This window comes from Halobacillus mangrovi (genome assembly GCF_002097535.1).
Classification (GTDB): Bacteria; Bacillota; Bacilli; order Bacillales; family Halobacillaceae; genus Halobacillus; species Halobacillus mangrovi_A.
Genome location: NZ_CP020772.1, coordinates 1,999,772 through 2,025,416, shown reverse-complemented (window position 1 = coordinate 2,025,416; position 25,645 = coordinate 1,999,772). Strand labels below are relative to the sequence as shown.

Here is a 25,645-nt window from a genome sequence, read left to right as displayed (position 1 = left end):
GTTATCTCCCCCTCCTTACTCTTCATATACATAGTTCAATGCGGTTTCAGCTTCAGCATAGGCTGCATTTTCAGCATAATCTGTCGCTTCATTGACTAGTTGATCAAGTTCTTTAATCATTTCTTCTTCTTTTTCTTCAGTCAAAATACTCTGTTCACGTAAGTAGTTTGCAAACGTTACGATAGAATCCTTCTTCTTCGCTTCCTCCACTTCTTCTCTTTCACGATATGTCCTGTCATCGTCATCACTGGAGTGCGGAGTCAATCGATAGGAGACGGTTTCGATCAGCGTAGGACCCTCTCCACTTCGTCCACGGTCAGCCGCTGCTTTAACAGCTTCATATACAGCCAGCGGATCATTTCCATCAACCGTGTATCCGGGCATTCCATAACCAATGGCACGGTCGGATACTTTTTCACAAGCCAATTGCTTCGACACTGGAACAGAGATGGCGTACTTGTTATTTTCAACCATAAAAATGACCGGCAGTTTGTGTACACCCGCAAAGTTTGCCCCTTCATGGAAATCACCCTGGTTGGAAGAGCCTTCCCCAAAGGTTACAAGAGAAACGAAATCCTTTTTCTCCATTTTGCCAGCAAGAGCAATCCCAACAGCATGAGGGACTTGTGTTGTTACAGGGGAAGATCCTGTAACGATGCGATTTTTCTTTTGCCCAAAGTGACCGGGCATCTGACGACCTCCAGAGTTAGGATCTTCCGCTTTAGCAAATCCAGAAAGCATAAGATCCTGCGCGGTCATCCCGAACGAAAGCACCACTCCCATATCTCGGTAGTAAGGAAGCGCGTAATCTTTCTCACGATCAAGCGCAAAGGAAGCTCCAACTTGAGCTGCTTCTTGCCCCTGACAAGAAATCACGAACGGGATTTTACCTGCACGGTTTAACAACCACATACGTTCATCGATTTTTCTTGCTAATAACATTGTTCGGAACATGTCCAATACTTGTTCATCACTCAAACCTAATGATTTATGGCGATTTTCAGCCATCTCAATCCCTCCTTTAATCCTTATCCGTGAATTTGGTTTCCATCTACTGCCATAGCAGCTTCGCCAATGGCTTCAGCCAATGTCGGGTGTGGATGAATACTCTCAGCAATCTCCCACGGGGTTGCATCCAGTACTTTAGCAAGACCTGCTTCGGAAATCATGTCAGTGACGTGAGGACCTACCATATGGACACCGAGTAAATCTTCTGAGTCCTTATCTGCAATGATTTTGACAAACCCATCTGTTTCACCAATAACAAGCGCTTTTCCAATTGCCTGAAATGGGAATTTTCCAACTTTGATCTTATAACCTTTCTCTTTTGCTTGCTCTTCTGTTAAACCGACACTCGCCACTTCCGGGTTAGAATAGATACAAGTCGGCACTTGTTCAGGATTCATTGGATGAGGGTTTTGGTTGGCCATATGCTCAACAGCAATTATTCCTTCGTGGGAAGCAACATGTGCAAGCTGCATACCTCCAATGACATCTCCGATTGCATAAATGTGGGATTCTTTCGTTTGATAAAATTTGTTCGTTTCGATTACACCATTTTCGACGACAATATCGGTATTCTCTAACCCAATGTTTGTTACGTTTGCTGAACGTCCAACAGATACGAGCATTTTCTCCGCTTCGTAAGTAACTGTTTCACCGTCTACTTCGGCTTGGATGGATACGCCTTCATTTTTATTTAGCGATTCGGCCATCACTTTCGCACTTGTGATGATGTTGACTCCTTTTTTCTTCATTTGCTTCTGCATTTCTTTAGACACTTCGTGATCTTCTGTAGGCAGGATATTCGGCAGGTATTCCAGTACAGTCACTTCTACTCCAAAATCAGCAAGCATGGATGCCCACTCGATACCGATGACACCACCACCGACAATAATAATAGACTTTGGAAGTTTCTCCATTTGCAGCGCTTCATCGGAAGTCATTACATAATTTCCATCTACTTCCAATCCAGGTAAGGACTTTGGACTGGAACCTGTCGCTATTAGTACATTTTTAGGGATAAGCATTTCATTTTCTTCTCCACTATTCATTTCGACCGAAATTGTTCCTGCCGTAGGGGAAAATATGGAAGGTCCCAGAATTCGGCCAAACCCTTCGTATACGTCAATTTTCCCTTTTTTCATCAGGCCTTGAACACCTTTATGTAATGTGTCCACAATCGACTGTTTTCGTTCTTGCACTTTTGTGAAATTGAGCGATGGCTGATCTGTCGTTATTCCGTATTGATCTGCTTCTTTCGTTTGTCGAAAAACTTCAGCACTTCGAAGCAAAGCTTTTGAAGGTATACAGCCTCTGTGCAAACATGTTCCTCCTAGCTCTCGCTTTTCAACCATTGCTACTTTCAATCCCAGCTTAGAGGCACGTATGGCTGCAACGTAACCGCCTGTCCCTCCACCGAGAACAACTAAATCGTATTCTTGAGCCATTTAAGGACTCTCCTTCCTATTCTGCGAAATTAGGATACTGTTTAGGAACTTCTTCATTGTTCAAGATGCGGAGTGTTCCTTCATTAAGTGCTTCTAATTCATTCTCTCCTGGATAAACAAGTACGTCAGCAATCCAGTGAACCCGCTTAGATATTTCTTCTACAAAAGCCTTTCCGTAAGCAAGACCTCCAGTTAAAGCAATGGCGTCGACTTTTCCTTGTAAAACAGCACTCATACTGCCGATTTCTTTTGCAATTTGATAAGCCATAGCATCAAAGACAAGCTTCGCTTTCTTATCTCCATGTTCCACCATTTTTTCAACTTCCCTTGCATCGTTTGTGTCAAGATAAGCCATTAATCCTCCTTGACCGACAAGCTTTTTCATCACTTCATCTCGGTAATACTGACCTGAATAGCATAAGGAAACAAGGTCTCCTGCAGGCACAGTGCCAGCCCGTTCTGGCGAAAAAGGACCATCCCCGTGAAGACCATTATTCACATCGATGACACGTCCGTTTTCATGGGCACCTACCGTGATGCCACCTCCCATGTGGGTAACAATAAGGCGGGACTCTTTGTAACTCATGTGCAAATCCTTCGCTGCACGTCTAGCCACTGCTTTTTGATTTAATGCATGAAAGATGCTCTTTCTCGGGATCTCAGGTACACCTGACACTCGTGCTAAATCTTGGAGCTCATCGACAACAACGGGGTCGACGATGTAAGCCCCTATATTTAAGCCTTTAGCAATTTCATTAGCGATGATCCCCCCTAAATTAGAGGCATGCTCACCATTGTATCCGTTTTTCAAATCTTCTAGCATAGCGTCGTTAACTTCATACGTTCCGCCCTCGATCGGACGAAGCAGACCGCCTCGTCCACATACGGCGCTAAGTTTACTTATGTTGATGCCTTCCTTGTCTAATTCATTAAGAATAACATTCTTTCTAAATTCATATTGATCAATGATCCGCTTGTATTGATTAACTTCTTCAGGTTGATGCCTAATCGTTTTCTCAAAAACTACTTCTTCATCGTCAAAGACGCCGATCTTCGTTGAAGTGGATCCTGGATTGATCACTAAGATTCGATGTTTTTGCACAGCCTTTGACCTCCGATACTTGTTTATTTTCTACTTAATATGTGGTGACCATTTTGTAGGAATTGACTACGAGAGCGGCGTAGGCGTTCAATCCTTTCTTCTGCCATTCGGTCTGCTGCTGCATAAGTCGGAATGTCATCACGGCGTGAGATATCAAAAACGCGGGAAACATTATCATAGATCGTTTCCACTCGTTTCATCGCACGATCTTTGTTGTATCCATGGAGTTCATCGGCAACGTTTATAACACCACCCGCATTAATGACGTAATCCGGAGTGTAAACAATGCCTTTTTCATGCAAAATGTCACCGTGACTAGTATCCTTCAGCTGATTGTTCGCTGCACCGGCAATGACTTTTGCTTTTAACTGAGGAATAGTTTCGTCATTTATAGTGGCACCAAGCGCACACGGAGCGTAGATGTCACAGTCAACACTGTAGATGTCGTCAGGGTCAACAGCTTTCGCACCGAACTCGTCTACTGCACGCTGAACAGCTTCCTTATTGATATCCGTTACGATTAAATGAGCTCCTTCTTCATGAAGGTGGCGACATAAGTTGAAGGCAACATTCCCTACACCTTGAACCGCTACGGTTTTTCCTTCAAGAGAATCCGAACCAAATCCTTCTTTTGCTGCTGCTTTCATTCCTCGATAAACACCATAAGCCGTTACTGGAGAAGGGTTTCCTGAAGATCCGAAAGCGGGGGAAATTCCTGTTACATAATCTGTTTCTTCATGAATAAGATCCATGTCCTGTACAGTAGTACCAACGTCTTCAGCAGTGATATAACGGCCATTCAATCCTTGGATGAAACGGCCGAAAGCACGGAACATTTCCTCATTTTTATCCTGCTTAGGATCTCCGATGATAACTGTCTTACCTCCACCAAGGTTAAGGCCAGCGGCTGCATTTTTATAGGTCATTCCTTTGGCAAGTCGAAGAGCATCTTCGATTGCGTCCTCTTCGGAAGCGTAAGTCCACATACGAGTCCCGCCTAAAGCTGGTCCTAATGTCGTGTCATGGATAGCGATAATTGCTTTTAAACCAGACTGCTCATCTTGGCAAAACACTAATTGCTCGTAGTCATATTCTTTCATATAGTTGAAAATTTCCATTGTAATTCCTCCTATTATTTGCTGGATTGTAGGGCAAGGGCCAGTGAATAAACTTTACTTTCAGCCGTATCTGCACGTGAGGTCAACACGATCGGTGCTTTCGCTCCACTAATGACAGCAGCTACTTTAGCGTTAGCAAAATACATAAAAGATTTGTATAAGGCATTAGCTACTTCAATCGTAGGAGCTACGAGAATATCAGCTTGTCCGGCAACTTCTGAATTGATCCCTTTCTGTCTAGCAGCATTTAAATCGACTGCATTATCAAAAGCAAGCGGTCCATCTACGAGGCAGTCTTTAATTTGACCTCGCCGATTCATCTGGCTTAAAGTGGCTGCATCCTTCGTTGCTTCCATCGCAGGATTTACAACCTCTACAGCTGCCAGCGGAGCGACTTTAGGTTGTTTTAAACCGGCTTTCTTTGCTACTTCTACAGCGTTATTGATGATTGAAATTTTTTCTTCAAGAGTAGGGGCAATATTCATAGCGGCATCGGTCAAGAAAATGAGTTTATCTCTTCCTGGTACCTCAAATAGGGCCACATGCGATAATACACCCTTAGATCTAAGCCCAAATTGTTTATCTAAAACGGCTTTCAAAAGGGATTTTGTATCGATATGCCCTTTCATGACCACATGAGCTTCCCCTTCATGAACAGCCTTGACTGCCATTTGAGCGGCATCTTTGAGAGGACAATTCTTTATATTTATTCCATCTTGGTCAAGGTCCAGCTTTGCCTCCTTGGCTAAAATGGATAACGATCCTTCCTCACCCACTAATATAAAGTGAGCAATTCCAAGTTCATAAGCTTTCTTCACCGCCCTAAGTACTTCTGCATCAGCGGCCTGGGCTACTGCAACCGTTTTGGGCTGATCTCTATTCACCTGTTCCAGCATTTCGTCTAATGATTTCATGATGTCACCTCTTCCACTCTATACCATGCAAAAATCATGCCAACTTCCAAACCCCTATACAATCGTTTAGGGAGCATTCTTATCACCTGCAATATCTTTCATTATGAAAACCTTTGCATGCTATCTTTATCTAAATTGTATTTATCAAGTTTATAGTATAAATTTCGGATAGATATTCCTAACGACTTTGCCGTTTGAGTTTTGTTAAAATCGTGGGCGCGGAAAGCATCCGCTAGAAGTTTTTTTTCATATTCATCAACAGCTTGTTGCAGTGTCTCTCCAAGCCAGGCATTTTCGCTTTCCATATCTCGTGTTGAACTTGGAGACGGCTTTGTCAGGTTAGGAATATGTTCGGGACGTATCTTATCTTCAAGATTTTCCATATAAATCATAGCTCTACCAATAATATTCTCTAATTCACGGACATTCCCTGGCCAATCGTATTCTTCTAACCTTTTAAAGGCTTTCTCTTCTATTGAGATCACATGCCTGCCATAATCCTCGTTTAATTTCTGTATCAGATGGTCCGTCAATTGAGGCAAATCTTTTTTTCGTTCTCTTAATGGAGGAATATATATAGGCAATCGATTTAATCTGTAATAGAGGTCTTCCCTAAACGTTTTGTTCATGATTGCTTTTTCAAGATTGACATTAGTGGCTGCAATAACACGGACATCGACATGAACGGGCTTCGTTCCTCCAACTCTCATGATTTCATTCTCTTGGAGTACCCTCAGAAGTTTCGCTTGCATAGGTAAAGTCAATTCTCCGATTTCATCCAAAAAGATACTTCCATAGTTCGCCTCTTCGAATAGTCCTTTTTTTCCGCCTCTTTTGGCTCCTGAGAAAGCTCCGTCTTCATATCCAAATAGCTCGCTCTCCAACAGAGATTCTGCAATAGCCGCACAATTCACACGGATAAACTTATTATGGCGCCGCTTACTCTCATTATGAATGGCGTGAGCAAAAAGTTCTTTACCAGTCCCAGATTCCCCCCGCAGTAATACAGTCGCAGGCGTCCTCGCACCAACCTTTGCTTGCTCAAGAGCAAGGGTCATTTCTGGAGATTCACCAATGATGTCGTCAAATGTATATTTAGCTTCCAAGCTACGGATGATTTGTCTTGCCCTTTTCAACTCGCTTGTCAAAGATTGGATCTCAGAAACATCATGTAGTACTCCAACACTCCCTTTCAACTTACCGTCTACGATAACAGGGGCAACATTGACAAGTACGTCTTTGTCACTAGGGCCGACTTTCATGCGAACACTTCTGACTGGCCTCCTCGTTCTCAGCACTTTCATATGCATGCTTTCCCCTTCAGAAATGTCTACAGTAGCAGGTTTCCCTACGATGTCATTCTCTGTTAGTCCTGTAATTCTTGTATAGGCTGGGTTAATCATTAAACCGTTTCCATTTTCGTCTACGACAGAAATCGCTTCATCTGAAGAATGAATGATTGCCTCTAACATCGTTTTTACTTCCTTCAGGTCGGTGACCTCTTCAGCTAAATGGACAACCTCTGTTATATCTTGAAACACAGCGTAGGCACCTATAGCTTTACCATCAGGCCCGATCATCGGAATTCGTGTAGTTATTACTTTTTTCCCATTATCTAGTTCGAGCTTTTGATTAACTTCTTTCTTTTTTGAGCTCAACACTTTCGGGAGCCTTGAGTCAGGGATAATGGTCTTTACGGGTTTTCCTACAACGTCATTTCGATTTACATCCACAATTCGTTCAGCACTTCGATTGATAAAGGAAACATCCCCATCCACATTGATAACAATCATTCCATCATGAATGCTGTTTAGAATAAGGTGTTGGTTCTCAGTCTGCTGTTTCAATTCATTAACGAGTGCTTCCTTTTCTTCTAAAAGTTCTGAGGTTATATAGGCAACGGACCCAGGAATGACAACTGTTGATCGCTGGCGCTTGGTTCTAATCGCGTCAAAAACACTTTCGTCCCCTGTCGCTTCGATAACAATATCGATTTCTTTATGTATCCAATCTTCCCAGGACCTTCCTGTAGGAATATGATAGGATTTTGCCAGTTTCAACCCTTGGGCTTCAGAGTTGGTATCAGTCACAGCAACAATTTTCATTCGGTCAGTTTCGTTCAGTAACTTCAACAGGGCTGTACCACCTTTGCCTGCTCCGACAATTAACACTCTTTTCATTTCATCACACCCTGCAATAATTTGCGCATCTTCATCCTACATTAATCTGCACGTTTTAGCAAGTGCGATTGTATTCCCACAACTTACAGCTTTTGATATACTAGACGAGGACTGAATAAAAGGAGTTTTTAACCATGCGTTTAATTGCATTATTGCTTTTAGTAACCCCAGGACTTATTGCCATGTATGGCATTAAACTTATAAGAGATGCACTATTTGGTGAGTTTCATCCGATCTTTATGCACATCGCTGTCCAAGGCTTGCTCGGAGTCATTTTTGTCGTTGGCGGGATAGCCTTTATTGGTGGGTTTATACTACACAGAGATCGAAAAAGAAACCTTACTAAGGGACGTTTTAAAAACAACTAATAGATCTGAACAAAATAAAGAAGGAGTTTTGCTCTGTGACAGAGTTCGAGTTATTCAAAAAGCAATACCCTTTTGATTTACTTACTGAAGAAGAATTTCAAGAGGTGTTCGGAAAAGCAGTTGTAAAGGAATATAGTACAAATGAGTTTATTATCCATGAAGATCAGTCAGATGACACGATCGATATTCACTTTTTAGTATCTGGCTTAGCCAATAATATCATGCACCGTTCTAACGGACGCCAGCTTTCCGTCCGTTATTATTATCCAGGTGACCTCGTTGGAGTCATGATACTTCTGACTAGTGGTGAGATGAGATTTTCTGTGCAAGCCCTGGAACCAGTTAAAACATTATGCTTTGAACGTGAAGCGTTTTTAAAGGTTATGTCCAATAATACACAGTTCTCCAAGGTTGTTATGGACGGAATCAGTCACTTGATGAAAAGTCTTTATGATGAAATTAAGTATAAGAGCTCGACGACAGATGAACAGGATGATCGTGAACTTTATAAAAAGCGTGCCGATGCTTTTATGGAACCGCCTACCTTCATTCACCCTGAAGCTTCAATAGAGAAAGCAGCACGGATGCTGCAGCAGCAAAAAATCGAAGCATTAATAGTGAGTGAAGATCAAAAAACGATGCTTGGAATGATTGGATATGCAGAGATTCTAAGAGCCTACTTTGAAAATGACCATCGAAATCCTGTCAAAGCTTACATGGGAGAAGAAGCTTATGAAATCAACCAGCAGGAATTCATATATGATGCACTGAGCTACTTAAAACATCACCCTACGGAGATCATTCCTGTACTCCATAAAGGGTTTGTTGTGGGTATTCTGAGGCAGTCTTCCTTTTTTACAATAAAGAACTCCGTATACTTTGATTTGACTTACCGGATTTCCAATGCAACAAATCCTGAGGAGATAAAAAAGCTTTCTCCCGTCTACAACGAACGTTTTCAGCAATTCGTCACAAGCCTAATTAGGGAAAATATGTTTGCCTATGATATTGCTGAATTAATTACGAATTATAATGACCGGATTCATAAACAAATTGTACAGATTGCTGAGGATCAGATGATTGATGAAGGCTTCGGACCACCTCCTATCAATTATTGCTTTTTAGTTATGGGCAGTGAAGGAAGGAAAGAACAGGCATTCTCCACCGACCAAGACAATGGTATGATCCTATCTGATTACAGTCACTCGAAGCACAAGACACGTATTGACGAGTACTTTTTAATCTTTGCCAAAAAGATAAATCGCATGCTTGATGAGTGCGGCTTTCCTTACTGTAATGGCGGAATAATGGCTAAAGAAGAAAAATGGAGAAAACAAAAAAGCGAATGGCATGGAATTGTTGATTCATGGATTGAAAAAATGGATGCGGAAGAAATAAGGGATTTCACTATTTTCATGGACTTTCGCCCAATTTTCGGAGATTACTCCCTTGCTTATGACCTTAAAAAGTACGTGACAAAAAGAGTTCAAAAATCATTGAACCTCCATCAATTGCTCATGAAGGATACGCTTCGCTTCAGAGTACCTGTGCAACCATTCGGACGGATTTCCGGAGTGGGTAAAAAAAGGACGTTGAATTTAAAAAAATCAGCGATCATGCAAATTGTCAATGCCATCAGAATATACAGCATGAAATACGGAATTGAAGACATCAATACTGTGAACAGGCTGGAAGCACTTGCAGAACAGGAACGGTTCCACCCAAGAGATGTGGAGAATGCAAAGACAGCCTTACATCGATTAATGTTATTTAGGTTAAAAGAGAACCTGAGACAATTGAAAGATAATGAAACACTGTCCAACGATCTCAAACTTACTCAAATGAAAAAGGACGAACGGCGTTCACTTAGAGAAGCTCTGATCATCGCTAAGCGCCTGCAACAAGTTCTTGAGTTAAGTTACAACCGAAATCGGGTGGTTTAATGTTACCAATTGACTTACAAATATTAAAATATATCTTCTTTGAGAAGCCCATTTATTATTTTAAAATAAAACCATATTTAAAATGGAATACGTACCGTCAGCTCGAAGAAAAACTAGAAACCTTCAATAAGGACTTTGGAAGTAACTCCCTAAGAGATCTCGATTACACCATCTTCGACTTAGAAACAACCGGGTTTCTTCCAGAGATCGGGCATGAAATCATCTCTATTGGTGCTATAAGGCTTCAAGGCCTAGATGCTTGTCACCGTAAAACCTTTCACCAGGTTATACGACCGATTCGCCCTGTCAATAACCAAACATTGAGACTAACAGGATTAAGCAGGGATCGCTTAAGAAATGCCAGCCCTTTTATAGAAGGGTTCCAAAACTTTATGGAGTTTAGCGAAGGTTCCGTCCTAGTTGCTCATCCAGCAAAATTTGATATGCGTTTTCTTCAAACGATGTTAAAAAGATGGAAGCTTCCTTCTTATCATCCGCCCGTGATTGATTCCCAGCTTATGGCTCAGTGGCTGCTTCCCTCGGTTAAACATCAACTCGATCCTTTATTAAAACATTTTGGCATTGAAAAAAGGGCGCGTCACCACGCCCTGAATGATGCCATTATGACAGCGGAATTGTTCAGTGAACTTCTTTCCATAACACTTGAAAAAGAAATTTCAACTCTGGAAGAACTGACCCATGTCCTTGAGAAACAAAAAAGAGCGAAGCAGCGAAAGTAAATGCTGTCTTCGCTCTTTTTTTAACAGAAGTATCGAAAAAGAAGGACCCCATTACAAGTGCAAAAAAAAGCTTGTTTTTTCCTCACTTTTCTTAGTGTTAAACGAAAGACCTTAGAAACAAATCAAAAGTCGCGATGGACTGGATCTTTAGTTATAGATGCACTCTCAAAAAATGTCTTATACAATGACTGGACTGCTGTGGATAGGTTGTGGGACTTCACACCGAACATCATAGAAACTTCAGACGAACCCTGGTTGATCATTTCTATATTCACACCTGCTTCTCGAAATGCCCTGGCTGCATTACTAGCAATACCAACCGTTTGGTTCATTCCTTCTCCGACAATCATGATCATTGCCATTTCTCTTTCAATCATAACCATATCTACTTTAAGCTCATCTTTAATTCGTTGGACAACCACTTCTTCCTTCTTTTTCGGAAGTTGGTTTTCTCTTAAGACAACTGACATATCATCAATTCCAGAAGGAGCATGTTCGAATGACACTCCTTCGTCTTCTAGAATTTGTAACAAGCGTCTCCCAAAGCCAATCTCTCTGTTCATTAAATACTTACTTACATATAAGTTCAAAAATCCTGTATCACTTGCGATACCTACGACATGCCCTTCTCTTTCCGGAAGTTCAGCAACTATCATAGTCCCAGGAGCAGATGGATTATTTGTATTTTTGATGCACACAGGAATTTTTTCTTTAAACGCAGGGATTAAAGCTTCGTCATGAAACACAGAAAACCCTGCATAGGAAAGTTCCCGCATTTCTCGATAAGTTAGGGAAGTAAGCTGCTTCGGATTTTCAACAATCATCGGGTTAACGCAATATACCGAATCTACGTCCGTAAAGTTTTCATACAACTCGGCCTTTAATCCTGCTGCCACTATAGATCCCGTAATGTCAGAGCCACCTCTAGAAAAAGTAACTAGCTTACCCTCTGGTGTAAATCCGAAAAAGCCAGGGATGACCAAAGTTTCTTCGCGGCTTCTTAATTCGAATAGCTTTTCAAAACTCTCTTCTAATACAATGGCACCACCTGGTTGGTCCCTTACAACAATTCCTGCTTCCTTCGGATTAACATAGGAAGCTGGTGTACCTTTATGTTGCAAATAGGCACTAACTAATAGCGCAGATCCATCTTCACCACAAGATTTCAAAGCATCTATACCTTGCTTATCTCCTTGCTTTATCAAATCAATAGAACCATCAATTTTATCTTTTATCTTGCTCCATACATCGCCAGAAAGCCCCAATTCAGCAATCATTGACTGAAAACGGTCAGAAATCTGCCCATATATGTCTTCGCTTGATTGATTTTGTTCAATTAATTCACCAAGATTTATTAATAAATCGGTTATCTTCGTATCTTCTTTATAACGCTTCCCTGGAGCTGAAACCACAATCACTTTTCTGCTTGGATCAGATTCAATGATATTTGTTATTTTGTGGATTTGATCTGCATTTGCGACAGAGCTGCCGCCAAATTTAACTACCTTCATATGTAAACACCCCATCAATTGACTAAAGAGATTAATAATTAAGAATTGTATCACAAATGGTGCGTGTAAATGAACCGAAAAGTCAAAAAAGTTTAATTTGGAAAAATGAAACCATTCTTTTATAAATTTACCACTAATTCATGTATAATGATGACAGCTTTAAATTCATATTGGAAAAGGAGGTCTACGCATAATGATTTACAGACGAGACGGAATGGGCGGTTATAGATACTATCCAGAACAAAGTGAACTTATGATTTATTGCACTTTTGTGGATATGGGACACCGTTACATTATCATTCAATACCTAGACCTCCCTTTTTGTTTTCGAGTAGTAAAAAGAGAGGGTATAGAATTATTGGATGAACAAACACATCATTGCTTACTACCATTTATCGATTTAATCGATCAAGGACAGTTTGATAATCAAGAAACCGCAAAATTAATTTATGATTTTTAAGGAATTCATCTCATTAAAGCTTCCAGTTTATTTCTTTCTTGTACCATTCTAATCGTGTCATTCATTTCAACTATATTTTTAGTGGCCTGAATATAAGCCTCATATCCTTTTTCCCACTCTCGCAATGAGTAAGTTGAAGCTTTATTCACATAACCTTTTGTTTCATGAATCCAAAGCATTAGGCTATCATAATCGTTTACATAGGGTTTAATCTCATTCAATTGGGATGCAATTTTCTCAACTTCTTGCTGCAATAAGTCATATCCACGGCCTGTATTGTCGCTCGAATTGTAGTTTTGAACATATTCTTCCATAAAGCTACGATCATGAGGAGTAATTTCTTTTATTTCATCTACACGGTTACCTCTGATTGTCTGAAATTCACCCACATTTCTCGTGACATAGGTCATAAATTTACTAAGATTAAGTGTTCCTTTTATATGTGAGGGTAGTATGGGCTGCTCGTACTGATAAAGAACTGTTTTTGATAAGGCATCAACCACAAGCCCATTATCATAAGCAATCGCACCATCACTTTTTGTACCTTTTAGGGCTTCCTGTTTGGATCTGCCTCCTAACCTCCCCTTCTCAGGCAGCTCAAAAGAATATAATAATTCTGCTGATTCTGCTAAATTATCAGGGACGCTCTCATATAGTTTTTGGATAATGTTGTTTTTATTTACATATTCGCGATGATTGATCTTAAATAAGGCATTAAAATTCTCTATATTTCTGATTGCTTTTAAAAAGTGTTTATAAGCAAGTTCAGGGTTTTGGTCTTTTACATTTTTCGCTTCTTCTATGTATTGAATAGTTTCTCCAATCCATTCTTCAATCACTGCATATTCGTCTCTCTTTGCAAATTTTTTCATCCTTTGGAGAATGGTTGTTAGATGTTCAGATTGATCCATCATCGACTCAGATGTAGGCACTTGGCCCTGCACGACATCTAAATCAGTAACCATTCCAAGTATGACGCCTAAATACTGACCTGCTTCAGCTTTCTTATAGCTTGCCTCTGGCCCTTTACTTACCAGCCTTTTTGAATGCTTGGTAAATATGTAGCCATTTTCATACCTCACGTGCTCCGAATGAAACATGTCCATTCCGATATTTTCCTCGTTCATTGGCACTTCCCCTGAAGCAGGTAATTTATAGTCATCAATGATCTGATCAATTTCTGCATACCTTTCAGGAAGACTACCCATTCCATAGTTCTTGTCTACTGCTGTGTATTCTGGAAGTTCTTTATGACCATGTATTTGCTTTGATTTTTCATGCTTCTGAGATTGTACTGGGAATATTTGATTGGAGACGAAAATCAGGGCTATAATTGCAGCAAATAAAATGGGGAGTTGAACTTTTCCCATGGAAGTCCTCCTTTTTCCATCGTAACATGAGAATGGACCGTTTCAAATTTTTCCAAAAATAAAAGACGTAAGGTTTTCCCTACGCCTGAAAATATTATACATATAATTTCTATGCTGCCTTACAATTAAGAAGCTTTGTGCTCTAAACGTAACCGATCGGCAACCATGGCAATAAATTCGCTATTCGTGGGCTTCGCTTTCGTATTTGAAATTGTGTAACCAAATAAAGAAGAAATCGCATCGATGTTACCACGGTTCCAAGCTACTTCAATCGCATGACGGATAGCACGCTCAACTCTAGAGGCGGTCGTATTATACTTAGTTGCTATATCAGGGTAAAGGACTTTGGTAATTGATCCAAGCAATTCTAGATCGTTATAAACCATTGTAATTGCTTCCCGAAGATACTGATAGCCTTTAATATGGGCTGGAACACCTACTTCATGGATAATGTGAGTAATGCTCGTATCTAAATCCGGTTTTTTAGTTTTCGATGAACTATAGCTGCTGCCAATTGCACGATTAATCGGATCACCAGAATGTTTGATTTGGCGGACCTGTTCACCGAGATGGTCAAGATCAAATGGCTTCATCATAAAATAAGCAGCGCCTAACTCTACTGCCTTTTTAGTTACTTCTTCTTGTCCAAAAGCAGTCAACATAATAACTTCAGGAGCTTTTTCAAATTCTTTCAGCTTATTCAAGACAGCCAGTCCATCTAAATGAGGCATGATAATATCAAGAATCAATACATCAGGTTGCTTTTCTTCCACCATTGACAGGCAATCTTTCCCATTGTATGATTCTCCGACAACTTCAATATCATTAGTGTCTTCGAAATATTCCTCAAGAAGTTTCACAAGTTCACGATTATCATCAGCCAAACAAACTTTGATCTTTTCCATTTAATTTCCTCCTTATAAGGTCCTCGTTTCCCCTTTTATGTCCTATTCGACATGCGGGAATATATCCCTTTTTTATTATAACAAAAAAAATATAAAAATTGAGAATATCTTCAAAATGCTTAAAAATACTTTAATAAACGTAGTTTTTCGACATAATTTAATGGTTTGTTGTCGAATAAAGTCGAATAAAAAAAGAGCTCATTAAGAGCTCTTTTTAACCTGCTTTTTGTTGTTCTTCATATAATTCTATACCGGCTTCTTGTAGCATCCACTCAATGTGTACGCCATATCCGCTAGTTGGATCATTGACAAATACGTGAGTGACTGCACCAATTATTTTTCCATTTTGTATAATGGGACTACCGCTCATTCCTTGAACAATTCCTCCCGTTTTATCCAATAGATCAGGATCGGTTATTTTAACGATCATACCTTTGGTTACGGGACTTTTCTTCGGCATGTTGCTGACAATTTCTACATCGAACGATTGCATCTTATCTCCGTCCAATACAGTTAAAATTTCAGCAGGGCCTTCTTCCACCTGATTTGAAAATCCAATTGGAAGTCCTTGTGGATAGGCAGTGTTGCTCATTTCACCATCCAGTTTACCGAAGATACCAAACGGTGTATTTTTAGTTATCGTTCCTAATCGGTCATCCTTTAATGAGAACCTGGCTTTTTTCTCTCCAGGTATCCCTTGACTGCCTTTTTCAATAGAAGTGACGTGGGATTTAACAATGGTTCCTTCGTGTATCTCGATAGGTTTTTTCGTATCCATATCAGATATAACATGACCTAGCGCTCCATATTTTTTACTATCAGGATGATAAAAGGTCATTGTTCCTATTCCTGCAGCAGAATCACGGATATACAAACCCACTTGATATTCCTTCTCTTCATTGTTATAAGATGGTGTCAATGAAGTCGTAATTATTTCTTTTCCTCTTTTAATGGTTAGCTTTATGGCTTTTCCATCTTCGCCTGATTTTTTGACCAGGGAGGATAAATCCTCCATACTATTGAGTTCTTGGTCATTTCCTTTTAGCAGAATGTCCCCAACTTGTACATTTGCCTCTTCACCAGGTGAAGATTTCCTTTCTCCGTTTCCTTTGACTAGGTGATGTCCTACGACTAAAACTCCTTTAGTATGGAGTTCTACACCAACCGATTGACCTCCGGGAATCAGACGAATATCCTTCATGGTCTGAAGATCGGTTTTCTTTAATGGAACACCTGCAAATTCATAAAAAATCTGGTTGTCATTTGAGGAAGAAAAAGCAGTCCAGGCTTCGTTCGAATTTTTGAAGACCGTTGCAGCATCTTCTGAAGCATTAACTTTTACTTCCGTAGGAATGGACAAGTAATTTTGGATGGGACTTAATAAAGGTAAACTAAGCATCAACAGCAGGAGAACAGAACCACATATATATCTTATCTTTGTCTTTTGATTCAAGGGTTCAACACTCCTTATCACTCCAGTACCAACTCAATGGCTTACTTATAATGTGGTCTTCGAAGTGATATTTTAAACGAGCATAATCACAGTAATTATAGTACCGATTCCCTCGGAAAGAAACATTCACCAATGTATATTTTTATGAATAGCGAAGACCCTATAATTGCCCACCTACAAAAAACGTACAGAATAAATTCTGTACGTTTATCATTTGCTATTCTCTATATTTGATGCTGCTTATGCTTTTCAGCAAGTTTTAAAAGCTCTCGTGCATGTTCAAGAGTTGTTTCGGTTAATTCTGCGCCTGTCATCATCCGCGACAACTCATCAGCTTTTTCTTCATATTTAAGTTCGGTAACACCGGTGAAAGTTCTGTCATTATCGACACGTTTTTCAATTCGAAGATGCGTATCAGCCATAGCGGCAACTTGAGGAAGATGAGAAATACATAGCACTTGGGAACCAATGGATATCCCATGGATTTTTTCAGCAATCGCTTGAGCGACTCGCCCGCTCACACCAGTATCGACTTCGTCAAATATGACACTGGTTACTCCTTGATGTCTGCTGAATATCGTTTTAAGTGCAAGCATTATACGAGACATTTCACCGCCAGAAGCTATTTTATGTATTTCTTTTAAAGGCTCACCAGGGTTGGTAGTTATGAGAAATTTAACGATGTCAAACCCATTGAATTGAAGGTGTACAGGAATTCCATCAAATTCAGGTGAGTTTGAGCGTCCCTCTTTAAGTTGGATGTCCACCGCAAAAGAAGCTTTTTCCAAATAAAGACCCTTCAGTTCTTCATGAATGTATTCTGAAAGCGTATCGGAAGCTTTTGAACGAATATCATGAATATTTTTAGCTTCTAACACAGCATCTTGGCCCAATTCGTTTATTTGTTTTTCCATTTTACTCAAATGGGAGTCTTTATTTCGAATCTCATCAATCTCTTCTTCAATACGAGAAGAATATTCAAGCATTTCCTCTACAGATGCTCCATATTTTTTCATTAAACGGTTCAACTCATTGAGCCGGGATTCAATTTGGTTCAACCGCTCAGGATCAAATTCAAGTTCTGCCATTTGACTGCTAAGCTGGAAAGTCATTTCTTCGATCACGTAATAAGAATTAGACAGTTCTTCAGACATTTTAGAAAGCCTATCATCATAATCAGCAATACTCTCAACAGAGGTCATGGCATGACTTAACCAGTCCAGCCCTTTCTGTTCACCATACAAGGAGTTGTAAGCATCGTGGATACCTTGATAAATTTTCTCGTAATTCATTAACTTATTTCTTTCCTCAGTTAATTCTTCATCCTCTTTAGGCTCAAGTTCAGCAGACTGCAATTCACGAAGCTGAAACTCCAATAAATCTAATCGTTGAGCCATTTCTTGCTCATTTTCACTCAGTTCTTTATAACGCTTTAGTAAAGACCGATAGTTTTCAAAAACCGATTGATATTCCTTCATAGAAGTATCCAGCTCAGAGGAAGCAAAAAGATCTAAGAGCTCTATGTGTCTATCCGGGTCCATAAGAGACTGAGTTTCATGTTGACTATGGATATCAATAAGAGTCTGTCCAAACTCTTTAAGTATGCCTAAAGTAACTAACTTTCCGTTTACACGACAGATGCTTTTACCTTGATGGGTAATGGTCCGATGGAGAACAACCATTCCGTCATCATTTATGTCGACACCAAACTGACTTCCTTTCTGGTGGACCGGGTGATCTGAATCAACAGTGAACAACCCTTCAATTTCAGCTTTTTTCATCCCATGGCGCACATATTCCACTGAACCTCGTCCGCCTGACAAAAGTTGAATAGCATCAATAATAATTGATTTACCTGCCCCTGTTTCCCCGGTTAGGACAGTTAATCCTTCTTTAAAATTGATGGATATCTCATCAATAATAGCAAAGTCGCGTATAGATAATTCAGTTAACATGAACGATCCACCTCTCACCTCTGTTATAGCATATTTAGCAATTGGTCACTTATCGTTTCCGTCTGCTCTTCACTCCTGCAAATAATTAAACAGGTGTCATCCCCGCATATCGTTCCCATGATTTCTTCCCAGTCCAGGTTATCAATTAGGGCTCCTACGGCATTTGCATTACCTGGGAGCGTTTTTAAAATGATAAAATGACCTGCGCGATCAATGCTCACAAAAGCGTCCATCATTAATCTCTTTAGTTTTTCAAAAGGATTGAAGCGCTGGTCCGCAGGTAAACTATATTTGTATCTTCCGTCCATCATTGGAACCTTCACAAGATGAAGCTCTTTAATGTCTCTGGAAACGGTCGCTTGAGTCACATTGTACCCCATCCCTTTTAACCGATCGACTAACTCATCTTGCGTTTCAATATCATCATTAGTTATCAATTCTCTGATCTTGATATGTCGTTGACCTTTATTCATGTAAATCCTCCGTTTCAAAACTTGAAGCCTAAGAAAAGCATACTTGAAAGCCATTTTAGAGATGATTATTTTCTTTGAATATTTAGGTAAAGTCACAAAGACGATAAAAAAGGGCTTTATACAGCCCCTTTAAAGTTTGAAAACCACAAAGTATTCAAATAATTTCACGTTGCACTTAATAGAGCCATTTTATAAAGACTATCTGCTATGGTTAGTATGCGCTCGTTCAATGACATTCCTTATTTCGACATCCGTTAGATTTTCCCCTTCATTTTCACTTTCTAATCTTAAGTGTACGAGAAACTCGATATTACCATCTCCTCCGGTAATCGGGGAATAAGTCAAGCCAGCTACCGAATAGTTGTGCTCTACGGCGAAATCAAGAATATTTCTAATAACCTGAGTATGAATTTTAGGATCCTTTACAATTCCTTTTTTTCCAACTTGCTCTCTTCCCGCTTCAAATTGAGGCTTAATCAAGGCAACGACCTCACCCTTCTCGGCCAGAAGTTTCGCAAGCACAGGAAGGATAATTTTTAACGAAATGAATGAAACATCAATCGACGCAAACTCTGGTGTACCTTCCTTTAAATCCTCTTTTGTGACATAACGGAAATTAGTCCTTTCCATTACTACAACCTGAGGGTGGTTTCGAAGTGTCCAATCAAGCTGATTATAGCCCACGTCAATGGCGTAGCTCATTTTCACACCATTCTGGAGACCGCAATCTGTAAATCCCCCAGTGGAGGACCCGATATCGATCATAATTTTATCACGCAAATCAATATCGAACTCTTTTAATGCTTTTTCCAGTTTTAGTCCTCCCCGGCTCACATAGGGAATGGCTTTCCCTTTTACTGTGATCGGGGCATCTTCATCAATTTTTTGTCCAGGCTTATCCAACCGCACTTGTTCAGAAAAAACTAGACCAGCCATAATCGTTCTCTTTGCTTTTTCACGAGTTTCTATATACCCTTTTTCCACTAATAAAACATCTAATCGTACTTTTCTACCCATATATATTTAAGCCCTTTGTTTTTTTGTTGGAATCATTTCTTTTAAATTTTTATTAATATTCTCTGTTGTCAATCCGATTTCTTCCCACAAATTTTTGACGTTTCCGTGTTCGATAAATCGATCTGGCACTCCCATTCGCTTTATCCAAGGCGTGTAGCCATTCTCTTCCGCAAATTCGAGAACACTCGATCCAAAACCTCCCTTAAGTACAGCTTCCTCAATGGTTACCACTGGGATCTCTTCTTTCAGAAGATCATGGAGCATGGCATCATCAAGAGGTTTGATAAAGCGAGCGTTGATGACTCTGATCGATAAACCATCTTCTTCTAAGTGTTTAGCTGCTTCTAAAGCCATATCGATAGTTGTACCAAACGTGAGGATGGCAGCATCTTTACCTTCCTTCAATACTTCCCAGCTTCCTATAGGAATCGTTTGCAGTTCTTTATCTGTGTTCACGCCCTTTGCGTTTCCTCGAGGATATCGAATAGCAAATGGTCCATCATCATACTTAACAGCTGTGTGTACAAGGTGTTGAGCTTCATTTTCGTCTTTTGGCATACTAATGATCATATTAGGAACTGAGCGAAGGAAAGCCACGTCAAAGACTCCTTGGTGGGTTTCTCCATCTGCTCCTACGAGTCCAGATCGGTCTATCCCGAAGATGACATTTAAGTTCTGCCTTGCTACATCATGGATGACCTGATCATATCCCCGCTGCAGGAACGTTGAATAGATAGCCAGGAATGGTTTCATACCCTGAGTGGCCAGTCCGGCGGATAGGGTAGTAGCATGTTGCTCTGCTATTCCTACGTCATACAAACGGTCAGGAAACTCCTCGCCGAACTTATCAAGTTTTGACCCGAGGATCATGGCTGGAGTCACAGCTACGATCCGCTTGTCCTTACGAGCTTCAACCCGCAAAGCTTCGCTGATAACAGAACTCCATGCCGGTGGAGCATCTGCAGGTTTAATCTTTTCTCCTGATTCGATTTTATATGGTCCTACACCATGCCACTTGTCTTTCACATCTGTCTCAGCAGGGTGGTACCCTTTTCCTTTTTGTGTCATCACATGGACGATCACAGGTCCATTTGTCTTTTTAGCGTAGTTTAAATTTTCTAAAAGATCGTCAAAATCATGACCGTCAACAGGACCATAATAGGTGAAGCCCAGTTCTTCAAAAAACATGCCTGGCACAACAAAGTATTTCATACTATCTTTCAACCGTTCAGCTGCTTGCGCAATCTTTCCTCCAACGGCTGGAATCTTCTTAAGAAGCCATTCTAAATCGTCTTTTGCACGGTTGTACTTTCCTGCGCTTCTCATACGTCCTAAAGCACCATGAAGCGCACCTACGTTTTTGGCAATCGACATTTCATTGTCGTTGAGGATAACGGTTACATTCTTTTTCTCGTGTCCAATATGATTCAGAGCCTCTAAAGCCATCCCGCCTGTCAACGCCCCATCACCGATAATAGGTAAAATAGAGTGTTTTTCATTTTTCAAATCACGTGCGATTGCCATTCCCATTGCTGCAGATAATGATGTTGAACTGTGTCCCGTTTCCCAAATATCATGTTCACTTTCATTACGTTTCGGGAAACCGCACAATCCTTTATATTGGCGGAGAGTTTCGAATTGACCGCCTCTTCCCGTTAGGATCTTATGAATGTAGGATTGATGCCCTACGTCCCATAAAAAACGATCAGTAGGACTCTTATAAACTTTATGCAAAGCAAGGGTCAGTTCTACAACCCCTAAATTCGCACCTAAATGCCCTCCTGTTACAGATAAATTTTCTATTAAGAATTGGCGAACGTCTTCAGCCATTTCTTCCAACTGGTTTTTATTCATATCCTTCAAAATTGAAGGGTCATTAATTTTGCACAGATCCATTAAAGGACCCCCTTGTATTTATCTTGTTTTTTTAGTGGAAGCTGTCGCATTTGATAACAGTCTAACCTTCAGCTTTTTTTCTAACCATCCAATCACTCGAGCAGCAAAAAAGATGATCTTTGTTGAAGAGTGGATGGCAAAGAATTTTCCTAGAGCCTTTCCCCCGACGGTTAAAGCTGCTACCACACTTGTTAGTGCGACAGAAATAGTTATTTGCACTGTAGATCCTTCGGAGTATCCAAAGGTGTTAGCAAGCTGAATGACAACTACAGCGGATGCCGTACCACTAACTATACCTGATATATCCCCTATTACATCGTTGCAGAAACTAGCGAATCTGTCTGCATTTCTTACGATTACAATCGCTTCTTTCGCTCCAGCAACTTTCTCTGAGGCCATAGCGTGGAAGGGAGTTTCTTCTGCAGCTGTTGCGGCAATCCCTAACATATCAAAGATAACACCGATGAACACGATAATGAAAACAATAACTAAGCCGATTATCCAGATGACTCCGCTCAGAACTGAAGACGATATAACTGAAAAAATAGCCGCTAACACAAATGTGATAACGGCAATACTTAAACTGAATTTTAAGGATTTTTTAAATTTATTGTCCATTCTCAACCTCAATATTAACCATAATTTGAATCTTATGTAGCGAAAGGAATGGTCACGAGACAGGTAAAAATTGCGGCTTAGGTCTAGTAGGTTTTCCCAATCGAGCACCGAGTGTCACCACTCTGGCGGTTCCCCTTTAAGTTCGACTCAGCTCCGTTTCCGAAAGCTGGACTAGATTGCCACTTAGTCCGCACTATAATTCCTGAATCATGTCCTGAATGTGAACAGCCTAGGGGATTTCCCCGACAGCCTTTAGCCGTTCCTTAGCCTCTTTTGCAGTTATGATTTCATACAGTTAACACATCTACGCTTCAGTGGCCATCTGAAGTTGGTTGATGCTCACATGACTGTAATCCCCTCAAAACCACTCAAGGCAGGCTACGCTGCGCATATAGATGTTACTCCATATGCTGCAGGTTCATACCCCATTCCATAAGAACATCTGGCTCAGACATTCTTACAGTGATGGGCCTCCGCGGAAGCAGGGTCAACGCCCACATGCCTTTGTGGATCGCCCTGCGACCTTAACTCCCAGCATCGACCCAAGGCTGGGCGCCTCAAGCCAACACAAGGAACTTCATCGATGTGCCCTTTGGCGGATTTTTAGGCCCGCCTTCAGGAACGGAGGGCCGACTAGGATACTGCACCATTCCTTTTCTAATCTTAATATATCATATTCCCTTTAAGCACTCAATCTAAAACCATTAGATCAATGATCACGGCTGCTTAAATAGTCAATAAGCTCTGATAATACTGTCTGGTCAACACCAGCATTGGCCAATGCCTCCTGCGCGGTCATCAAATATTGTTCTTTTTGTGATTTAGCGCCTTCAAGCCCCAATAAACTAGGGTAAGTACTTTTATTGTTTCCTTCATCACTTCCAATAGGTTTGCCCATAACCTCCGCATCACCTGTCACATCTAAAATATCATCTTGAATCTGAAAAATTAGGCCGAGCGCATTCCCCATTTTTTTCATTTCAACTAAGCTGGTTTCACTGGCATTGCCAAGGAAGGCCCCGGCAATGATGGAAAACCTAAGCAATTGCCCAGTTTTATTCTTATGAATATGTTCAAGTTCTGTTATAGAAATCTGTTTATCTTCACTGAGCATGTCCATCATTTGCCCTTCAACCATACCCTTTGGACCACTTGCTTTAGAAAGTTCGCGAACAAGATATACTTTTTCCTTATCTGTCAGGTGTACATCTTCTACGATAATTTGTGAACTTAAGGTCAGAAGAGCATCACCTGCCAAAATGGCCGTTGCTTCATCAAATCGACGATGATTGGTAGGCAACCCACGTCTGACATCGTCATCATCCATAGCTGGAAGATCATCATGGATAAGGGAATAGGTGTGAATCATTTCAAGACTGCAAGCTACGGCGACTGCTTTTTCTTCTGCAGCTCCAAATGCTTTAGCAGTTGCCAATAGCAAGATTGGTCTAAGCCGCTTCCCTCCTGCATCGATAGAGTACAGCATGGCATCTTGAAGCCTTCCAGGTGTCGTATAATCCCTGACATAGAGCTTTAATTGTTCATTTATAAGCTCACGTTTCTCGGCCAAGTATTCAGTCAAGCTCACGAGTCTTCCTCCTGAATGGAAAACGGTTCGAATTCTCCATGCTCATTCATAATTTGCTGCATCTGTTTTTCAACGTTCCCAAGTTTTTCATTGCAGACTTTAGAAAGCTTCATGCCTTCCTGATAATATTGAATTGCTTTTTCGAGTGGAACCTCACCCGTCTCAAGCTTTTCGACAAGGTCTTCCAGTTGATCCATAGCTTGTTCAAAGCTTAATTCTTCCTTACTCTCTGTCATGTTTATCCTCCTCTACATCCAACACATTACAGTCTACTGAGCCACCATGCATCTTCAAAGAAAGGTTACTGCCTTTCTTGACCTGACTCACTTTTTTTATAACTTCTCCCTTTTCAGAGAAGGGGATGGCGTACCCCCGCTTCATGATCTCTAAAGGATTCAGTAAAGATAACTTTTCCAAGTTCACTCTGAATTGGTCTCGTTTAGCATTTCTAACATCTTCAAATCTTGCGTGAAGCTGTTTAGTATTGCTTTGCAGGCGATGACGTCCTTCTTTGATTTGAGCTCCTGGTCCTTGAACGAATAAACGGTTTTGTAAATTAGACACTTTTTCTCTTCTTTGTTCGTGATGGATGACCATTTGCTTAGAGAGTCTTTCAAGAAGGCGATCCAGATCCTGTTCTTTTTGTTTCATCAATTGTTCGGGGTATTTGAAGGCATAAGATTTCTCAAGGCGAAACAGTCTTTGTCTTTCACTTGTTTGTTTTGTTTCCATCGCCCGCCTAATCCTATGCTTTAACGACTGAATTTGTTCCTGGAGCTCAATGATTGAAGGTACAGCAAGTTCCGCAGCGCCGGTTGGAGTTGCAGCCCTTATATCCGCAACAAAATCACTGATTGTCGTGTCCGTTTCGTGCCCCACAGCGGAGATGACAGGGATTCTTGAATTGGCAATCGCTCTGGCCACAACTTCCTCGTTGAACGCCCATAAGTCTTCGATTGAACCTCCACCCCTGCCGACGATTAACACATCTGCATCTAACTTTTCATTCGCATATTCAATGGCTCTAACAATCGAAAATGGTGCCCTGTCTCCTTGAACTAAAACTGGAAGAATTGACACAGGAACAATCGGGTATCTCCTTTTGATCGTCGTTAATACATCTCGGACTGCCGCTCCTGTCGGTGAGGTGATCACTGCAATATGATTAGGGTATGTAGGAATTGCTTTTTTTCGCTCCACAGAGAATAGTCCTTCTTTGCCAAGCTTCTCCTTCAGCTGCTCAAAAGCAAGGTAAAGGGCTCCTATTCCGTCAGGCTGCATATCTTGGATATACAGTTGATACTGCCCCATTGGTTCATAAACGTTGATCTCTCCTCTGACTAAGACGTTCATGCCATTTTCAGGAGTGAATTTGAGGTTTCGATTATTCCCTGCAAACATCACGGCTTGAATGCGTGCTTGCTCATCCTTTAAAGACAAATACATGTGCCCGCGGCTATGATGTTTGAAATTAGAGATTTCCCCTCTCAGCCAAACATTTTTTAAATGTTGATCGCTCGAGAGTTTACGTTTTATATATTTAGTTAACGCTGTAACCGTAAGATATTGATCGTTCACACAAAA

The 25,645-nt window shown here is 40.7% G+C and carries 22 protein-coding genes; 4 read left to right on the top strand and 18 right to left on the bottom strand.

The window, feature by feature from the left end; all coding sequences use genetic code 11:
• Positions 1-15: 15 nt before the first annotated feature.
• The 6 genes from HM131_RS09840 to HM131_RS09815 all read right to left on the bottom strand — a co-directional run bounded on the left by HM131_RS09840 (position 16) and on the right by HM131_RS09815 (position 7,764).
• Positions 16-1,008, bottom strand: a complete 993-nt coding sequence (locus tag HM131_RS09840) for a thiamine pyrophosphate-dependent dehydrogenase E1 component subunit alpha (RefSeq protein ID WP_085029593.1) — start codon at positions 1,006-1,008, stop codon at positions 16-18.
• Positions 1,009-1,028: 20 nt separating this feature from the next.
• A complete protein-coding gene (gene lpdA / locus HM131_RS09835) occupies positions 1,029-2,450 on the bottom strand; it encodes a dihydrolipoyl dehydrogenase (RefSeq protein ID WP_085029592.1) in 1,422 nt (473 codons plus the stop codon).
• Between the two features lie 16 nt (positions 2,451-2,466).
• Positions 2,467-3,552: a butyrate kinase gene (gene buk, locus HM131_RS09830; RefSeq protein ID WP_085029591.1), complete on the bottom strand. Its 1,086-nt coding sequence runs from the start codon at positions 3,550-3,552 to the stop codon at positions 2,467-2,469.
• 23 nt (positions 3,553-3,575) lie between these two features.
• The gene (bcd, locus tag HM131_RS09825; protein ID WP_085029590.1) at positions 3,576-4,670 is read right to left on the bottom strand and encodes a branched-chain amino acid dehydrogenase; all 1,095 of its coding nucleotides are present in this window, start codon (positions 4,668-4,670) and stop codon (positions 3,576-3,578) included.
• A gap of 14 nt (positions 4,671-4,684) precedes the next feature.
• A complete protein-coding gene (gene yqiS, locus HM131_RS09820) occupies positions 4,685-5,584 on the bottom strand; it encodes a phosphate butyryltransferase (protein WP_085029589.1) in 900 nt (299 codons plus the stop codon).
• 101 nt (positions 5,585-5,685) lie between these two features.
• Positions 5,686-7,764, bottom strand: a complete 2,079-nt coding sequence (locus tag HM131_RS09815; protein ID WP_085029588.1) for a sigma 54-interacting transcriptional regulator — start codon at positions 7,762-7,764, stop codon at positions 5,686-5,688.
• A gap of 134 nt (positions 7,765-7,898) precedes the next feature.
• Here HM131_RS09815 and HM131_RS09810 point away from each other — a divergent pair, with 134 nt between their 5' ends.
• From HM131_RS09810 to HM131_RS09800, 3 genes are read left to right on the top strand one after another with little or no spacing between them, the layout of a single operon-like run.
• Positions 7,899-8,132, top strand: coding sequence for a DUF2627 domain-containing protein (locus HM131_RS09810; RefSeq protein WP_085029587.1), 234 nt, complete (start codon positions 7,899-7,901; stop codon positions 8,130-8,132).
• 35 nt (positions 8,133-8,167) lie between these two features.
• Entirely contained in the window at positions 8,168-10,075 is a 1,908-nt protein-coding gene (locus HM131_RS09805) for a DUF294 nucleotidyltransferase-like domain-containing protein (RefSeq protein WP_085029586.1), read from the top strand.
• Entirely contained in the window at positions 10,075-10,815 is a 741-nt protein-coding gene (locus tag HM131_RS09800; protein ID WP_085029585.1) for a 3'-5' exonuclease, read from the top strand. The genes HM131_RS09805 and HM131_RS09800 overlap by 1 nt, the downstream gene beginning before the upstream one ends.
• Before the next feature lie 122 nt (positions 10,816-10,937).
• Here HM131_RS09800 and HM131_RS09795 read toward each other — a convergent pair whose 3' ends face one another.
• The gene (locus HM131_RS09795; protein WP_085029584.1) at positions 10,938-12,326 is read right to left on the bottom strand and encodes an aspartate kinase; all 1,389 of its coding nucleotides are present in this window, start codon (positions 12,324-12,326) and stop codon (positions 10,938-10,940) included.
• A 193-nt stretch (positions 12,327-12,519) separates the two neighbouring features.
• Between HM131_RS09795 and HM131_RS09790 the strand changes: the two genes are divergently transcribed.
• Positions 12,520-12,786 (top strand): hypothetical protein, encoded by a 267-nt coding sequence (locus tag HM131_RS09790; protein ID WP_085029583.1) that lies wholly within the window; start codon positions 12,520-12,522, stop codon positions 12,784-12,786.
• A gap of 5 nt (positions 12,787-12,791) precedes the next feature.
• Here HM131_RS09790 and HM131_RS09785 read toward each other — a convergent pair whose 3' ends face one another.
• The 11 genes from HM131_RS09785 to xseA form a co-directional block, all read right to left on the bottom strand.
• Positions 12,792-14,156 carry a hypothetical protein gene (locus HM131_RS09785; protein ID WP_085029582.1) on the bottom strand — a complete coding sequence of 455 codons (1,365 nt, stop codon included), beginning with the start codon at positions 14,154-14,156 and terminating at the stop codon, positions 12,792-12,794.
• A gap of 125 nt (positions 14,157-14,281) precedes the next feature.
• Complete coding sequence (spo0A, locus tag HM131_RS09780; RefSeq protein WP_085029581.1) at positions 14,282-15,061, bottom strand: sporulation transcription factor Spo0A; 780 nt, start codon at positions 15,059-15,061, stop codon at positions 14,282-14,284.
• Positions 15,062-15,275: 214 nt separating this feature from the next.
• Complete coding sequence (gene spoIVB, locus HM131_RS09775; RefSeq protein ID WP_085029580.1) at positions 15,276-16,514, bottom strand: SpoIVB peptidase; 1,239 nt, start codon at positions 16,512-16,514, stop codon at positions 15,276-15,278.
• Between the two features lie 224 nt (positions 16,515-16,738).
• Positions 16,739-18,469 carry a DNA repair protein RecN gene (gene recN, locus HM131_RS09770; protein WP_085029579.1) on the bottom strand — a complete coding sequence of 577 codons (1,731 nt, stop codon included), beginning with the start codon at positions 18,467-18,469 and terminating at the stop codon, positions 16,739-16,741.
• Between the two features lie 23 nt (positions 18,470-18,492).
• On the bottom strand, positions 18,493-18,942 hold the full coding sequence (gene ahrC / locus HM131_RS09765; RefSeq protein WP_085029578.1) for a transcriptional regulator AhrC/ArgR: 450 nt from the start codon (positions 18,940-18,942) through the stop codon (positions 18,493-18,495).
• A 198-nt stretch (positions 18,943-19,140) separates the two neighbouring features.
• Positions 19,141-19,959, bottom strand: coding sequence for a TlyA family RNA methyltransferase (locus HM131_RS09760; protein WP_085029577.1), 819 nt, complete (start codon positions 19,957-19,959; stop codon positions 19,141-19,143).
• Between the two features lie 6 nt (positions 19,960-19,965).
• A complete protein-coding gene (gene dxs, locus HM131_RS09755; protein ID WP_085029576.1) occupies positions 19,966-21,855 on the bottom strand; it encodes a 1-deoxy-D-xylulose-5-phosphate synthase in 1,890 nt (629 codons plus the stop codon).
• Positions 21,856-21,873: 18 nt separating this feature from the next.
• A complete protein-coding gene (locus tag HM131_RS09750) occupies positions 21,874-22,473 on the bottom strand; it encodes a hypothetical protein (protein ID WP_085029575.1) in 600 nt (199 codons plus the stop codon).
• A gap of 709 nt (positions 22,474-23,182) precedes the next feature.
• Positions 23,183-24,061: a polyprenyl synthetase family protein gene (locus tag HM131_RS09745; RefSeq protein ID WP_232324909.1), complete on the bottom strand. Its 879-nt coding sequence runs from the start codon at positions 24,059-24,061 to the stop codon at positions 23,183-23,185.
• Positions 24,058-24,297, bottom strand: coding sequence for an exodeoxyribonuclease VII small subunit (locus HM131_RS09740; RefSeq protein ID WP_085029574.1), 240 nt, complete (start codon positions 24,295-24,297; stop codon positions 24,058-24,060). Before HM131_RS09740 ends, HM131_RS09745 begins: the two co-directional genes overlap by 4 nt.
• A complete protein-coding gene (gene xseA / locus HM131_RS09735) occupies positions 24,284-25,639 on the bottom strand; it encodes an exodeoxyribonuclease VII large subunit (RefSeq protein ID WP_085029573.1) in 1,356 nt (451 codons plus the stop codon). Before xseA ends, HM131_RS09740 begins: the two co-directional genes overlap by 14 nt.
• Positions 25,640-25,645 lie beyond the last annotated feature (6 nt).

What these genes read in the sequence shown, in the direction of transcription:
- HM131_RS09815 (WP_085029588.1), bottom strand. Translation starts at nt 7,764, where the DNA reads ATGAAAAGAGTGTTAATTGTCGGAGCAGGCAAAGGTGGTACAGCCCTG.
- HM131_RS09800 (WP_085029585.1), top strand. Translation starts at nt 10,075, where the DNA reads ATGTTACCAATTGACTTACAAATATTAAAATATATCTTCTTTGAGAAG.
- yqiS (WP_085029589.1), bottom strand. Translation starts at nt 5,584, where the DNA reads ATGAAATCATTAGACGAAATGCTGGAACAGGTGAATAGAGATCAGCCC.
- HM131_RS09810 (WP_085029587.1), top strand. Translation starts at nt 7,899, where the DNA reads ATGCGTTTAATTGCATTATTGCTTTTAGTAACCCCAGGACTTATTGCC.
- ahrC (WP_085029578.1), bottom strand. Translation starts at nt 18,942, where the DNA reads ATGAATAAAGGTCAACGACATATCAAGATCAGAGAATTGATAACTAAT.
- spo0A (WP_085029581.1), bottom strand. Translation starts at nt 15,061, where the DNA reads ATGGAAAAGATCAAAGTTTGTTTGGCTGATGATAATCGTGAACTTGTG.
- HM131_RS09790 (WP_085029583.1), top strand. Translation starts at nt 12,520, where the DNA reads ATGATTTACAGACGAGACGGAATGGGCGGTTATAGATACTATCCAGAA.
- lpdA (WP_085029592.1), bottom strand. Translation starts at nt 2,450, where the DNA reads ATGGCTCAAGAATACGATTTAGTTGTTCTCGGTGGAGGGACAGGCGGT.
- HM131_RS09795 (WP_085029584.1), bottom strand. Translation starts at nt 12,326, where the DNA reads ATGAAGGTAGTTAAATTTGGCGGCAGCTCTGTCGCAAATGCAGATCAA.
- HM131_RS09760 (WP_085029577.1), bottom strand. Translation starts at nt 19,959, where the DNA reads ATGGGTAGAAAAGTACGATTAGATGTTTTATTAGTGGAAAAAGGGTAT.
- bcd (WP_085029590.1), bottom strand. Translation starts at nt 4,670, where the DNA reads ATGGAAATTTTCAACTATATGAAAGAATATGACTACGAGCAATTAGTG.
- HM131_RS09740 (WP_085029574.1), bottom strand. Translation starts at nt 24,297, where the DNA reads ATGACAGAGAGTAAGGAAGAATTAAGCTTTGAACAAGCTATGGATCAA.
- HM131_RS09750 (WP_085029575.1), bottom strand. Translation starts at nt 22,473, where the DNA reads ATGGACAATAAATTTAAAAAATCCTTAAAATTCAGTTTAAGTATTGCC.
- dxs (WP_085029576.1), bottom strand. Translation starts at nt 21,855, where the DNA reads ATGGATCTGTGCAAAATTAATGACCCTTCAATTTTGAAGGATATGAAT.
- HM131_RS09785 (WP_085029582.1), bottom strand. Translation starts at nt 14,156, where the DNA reads ATGGGAAAAGTTCAACTCCCCATTTTATTTGCTGCAATTATAGCCCTG.
- HM131_RS09840 (WP_085029593.1), bottom strand. Translation starts at nt 1,008, where the DNA reads ATGGCTGAAAATCGCCATAAATCATTAGGTTTGAGTGATGAACAAGTA.
- recN (WP_085029579.1), bottom strand. Translation starts at nt 18,469, where the DNA reads ATGTTAACTGAATTATCTATACGCGACTTTGCTATTATTGATGAGATA.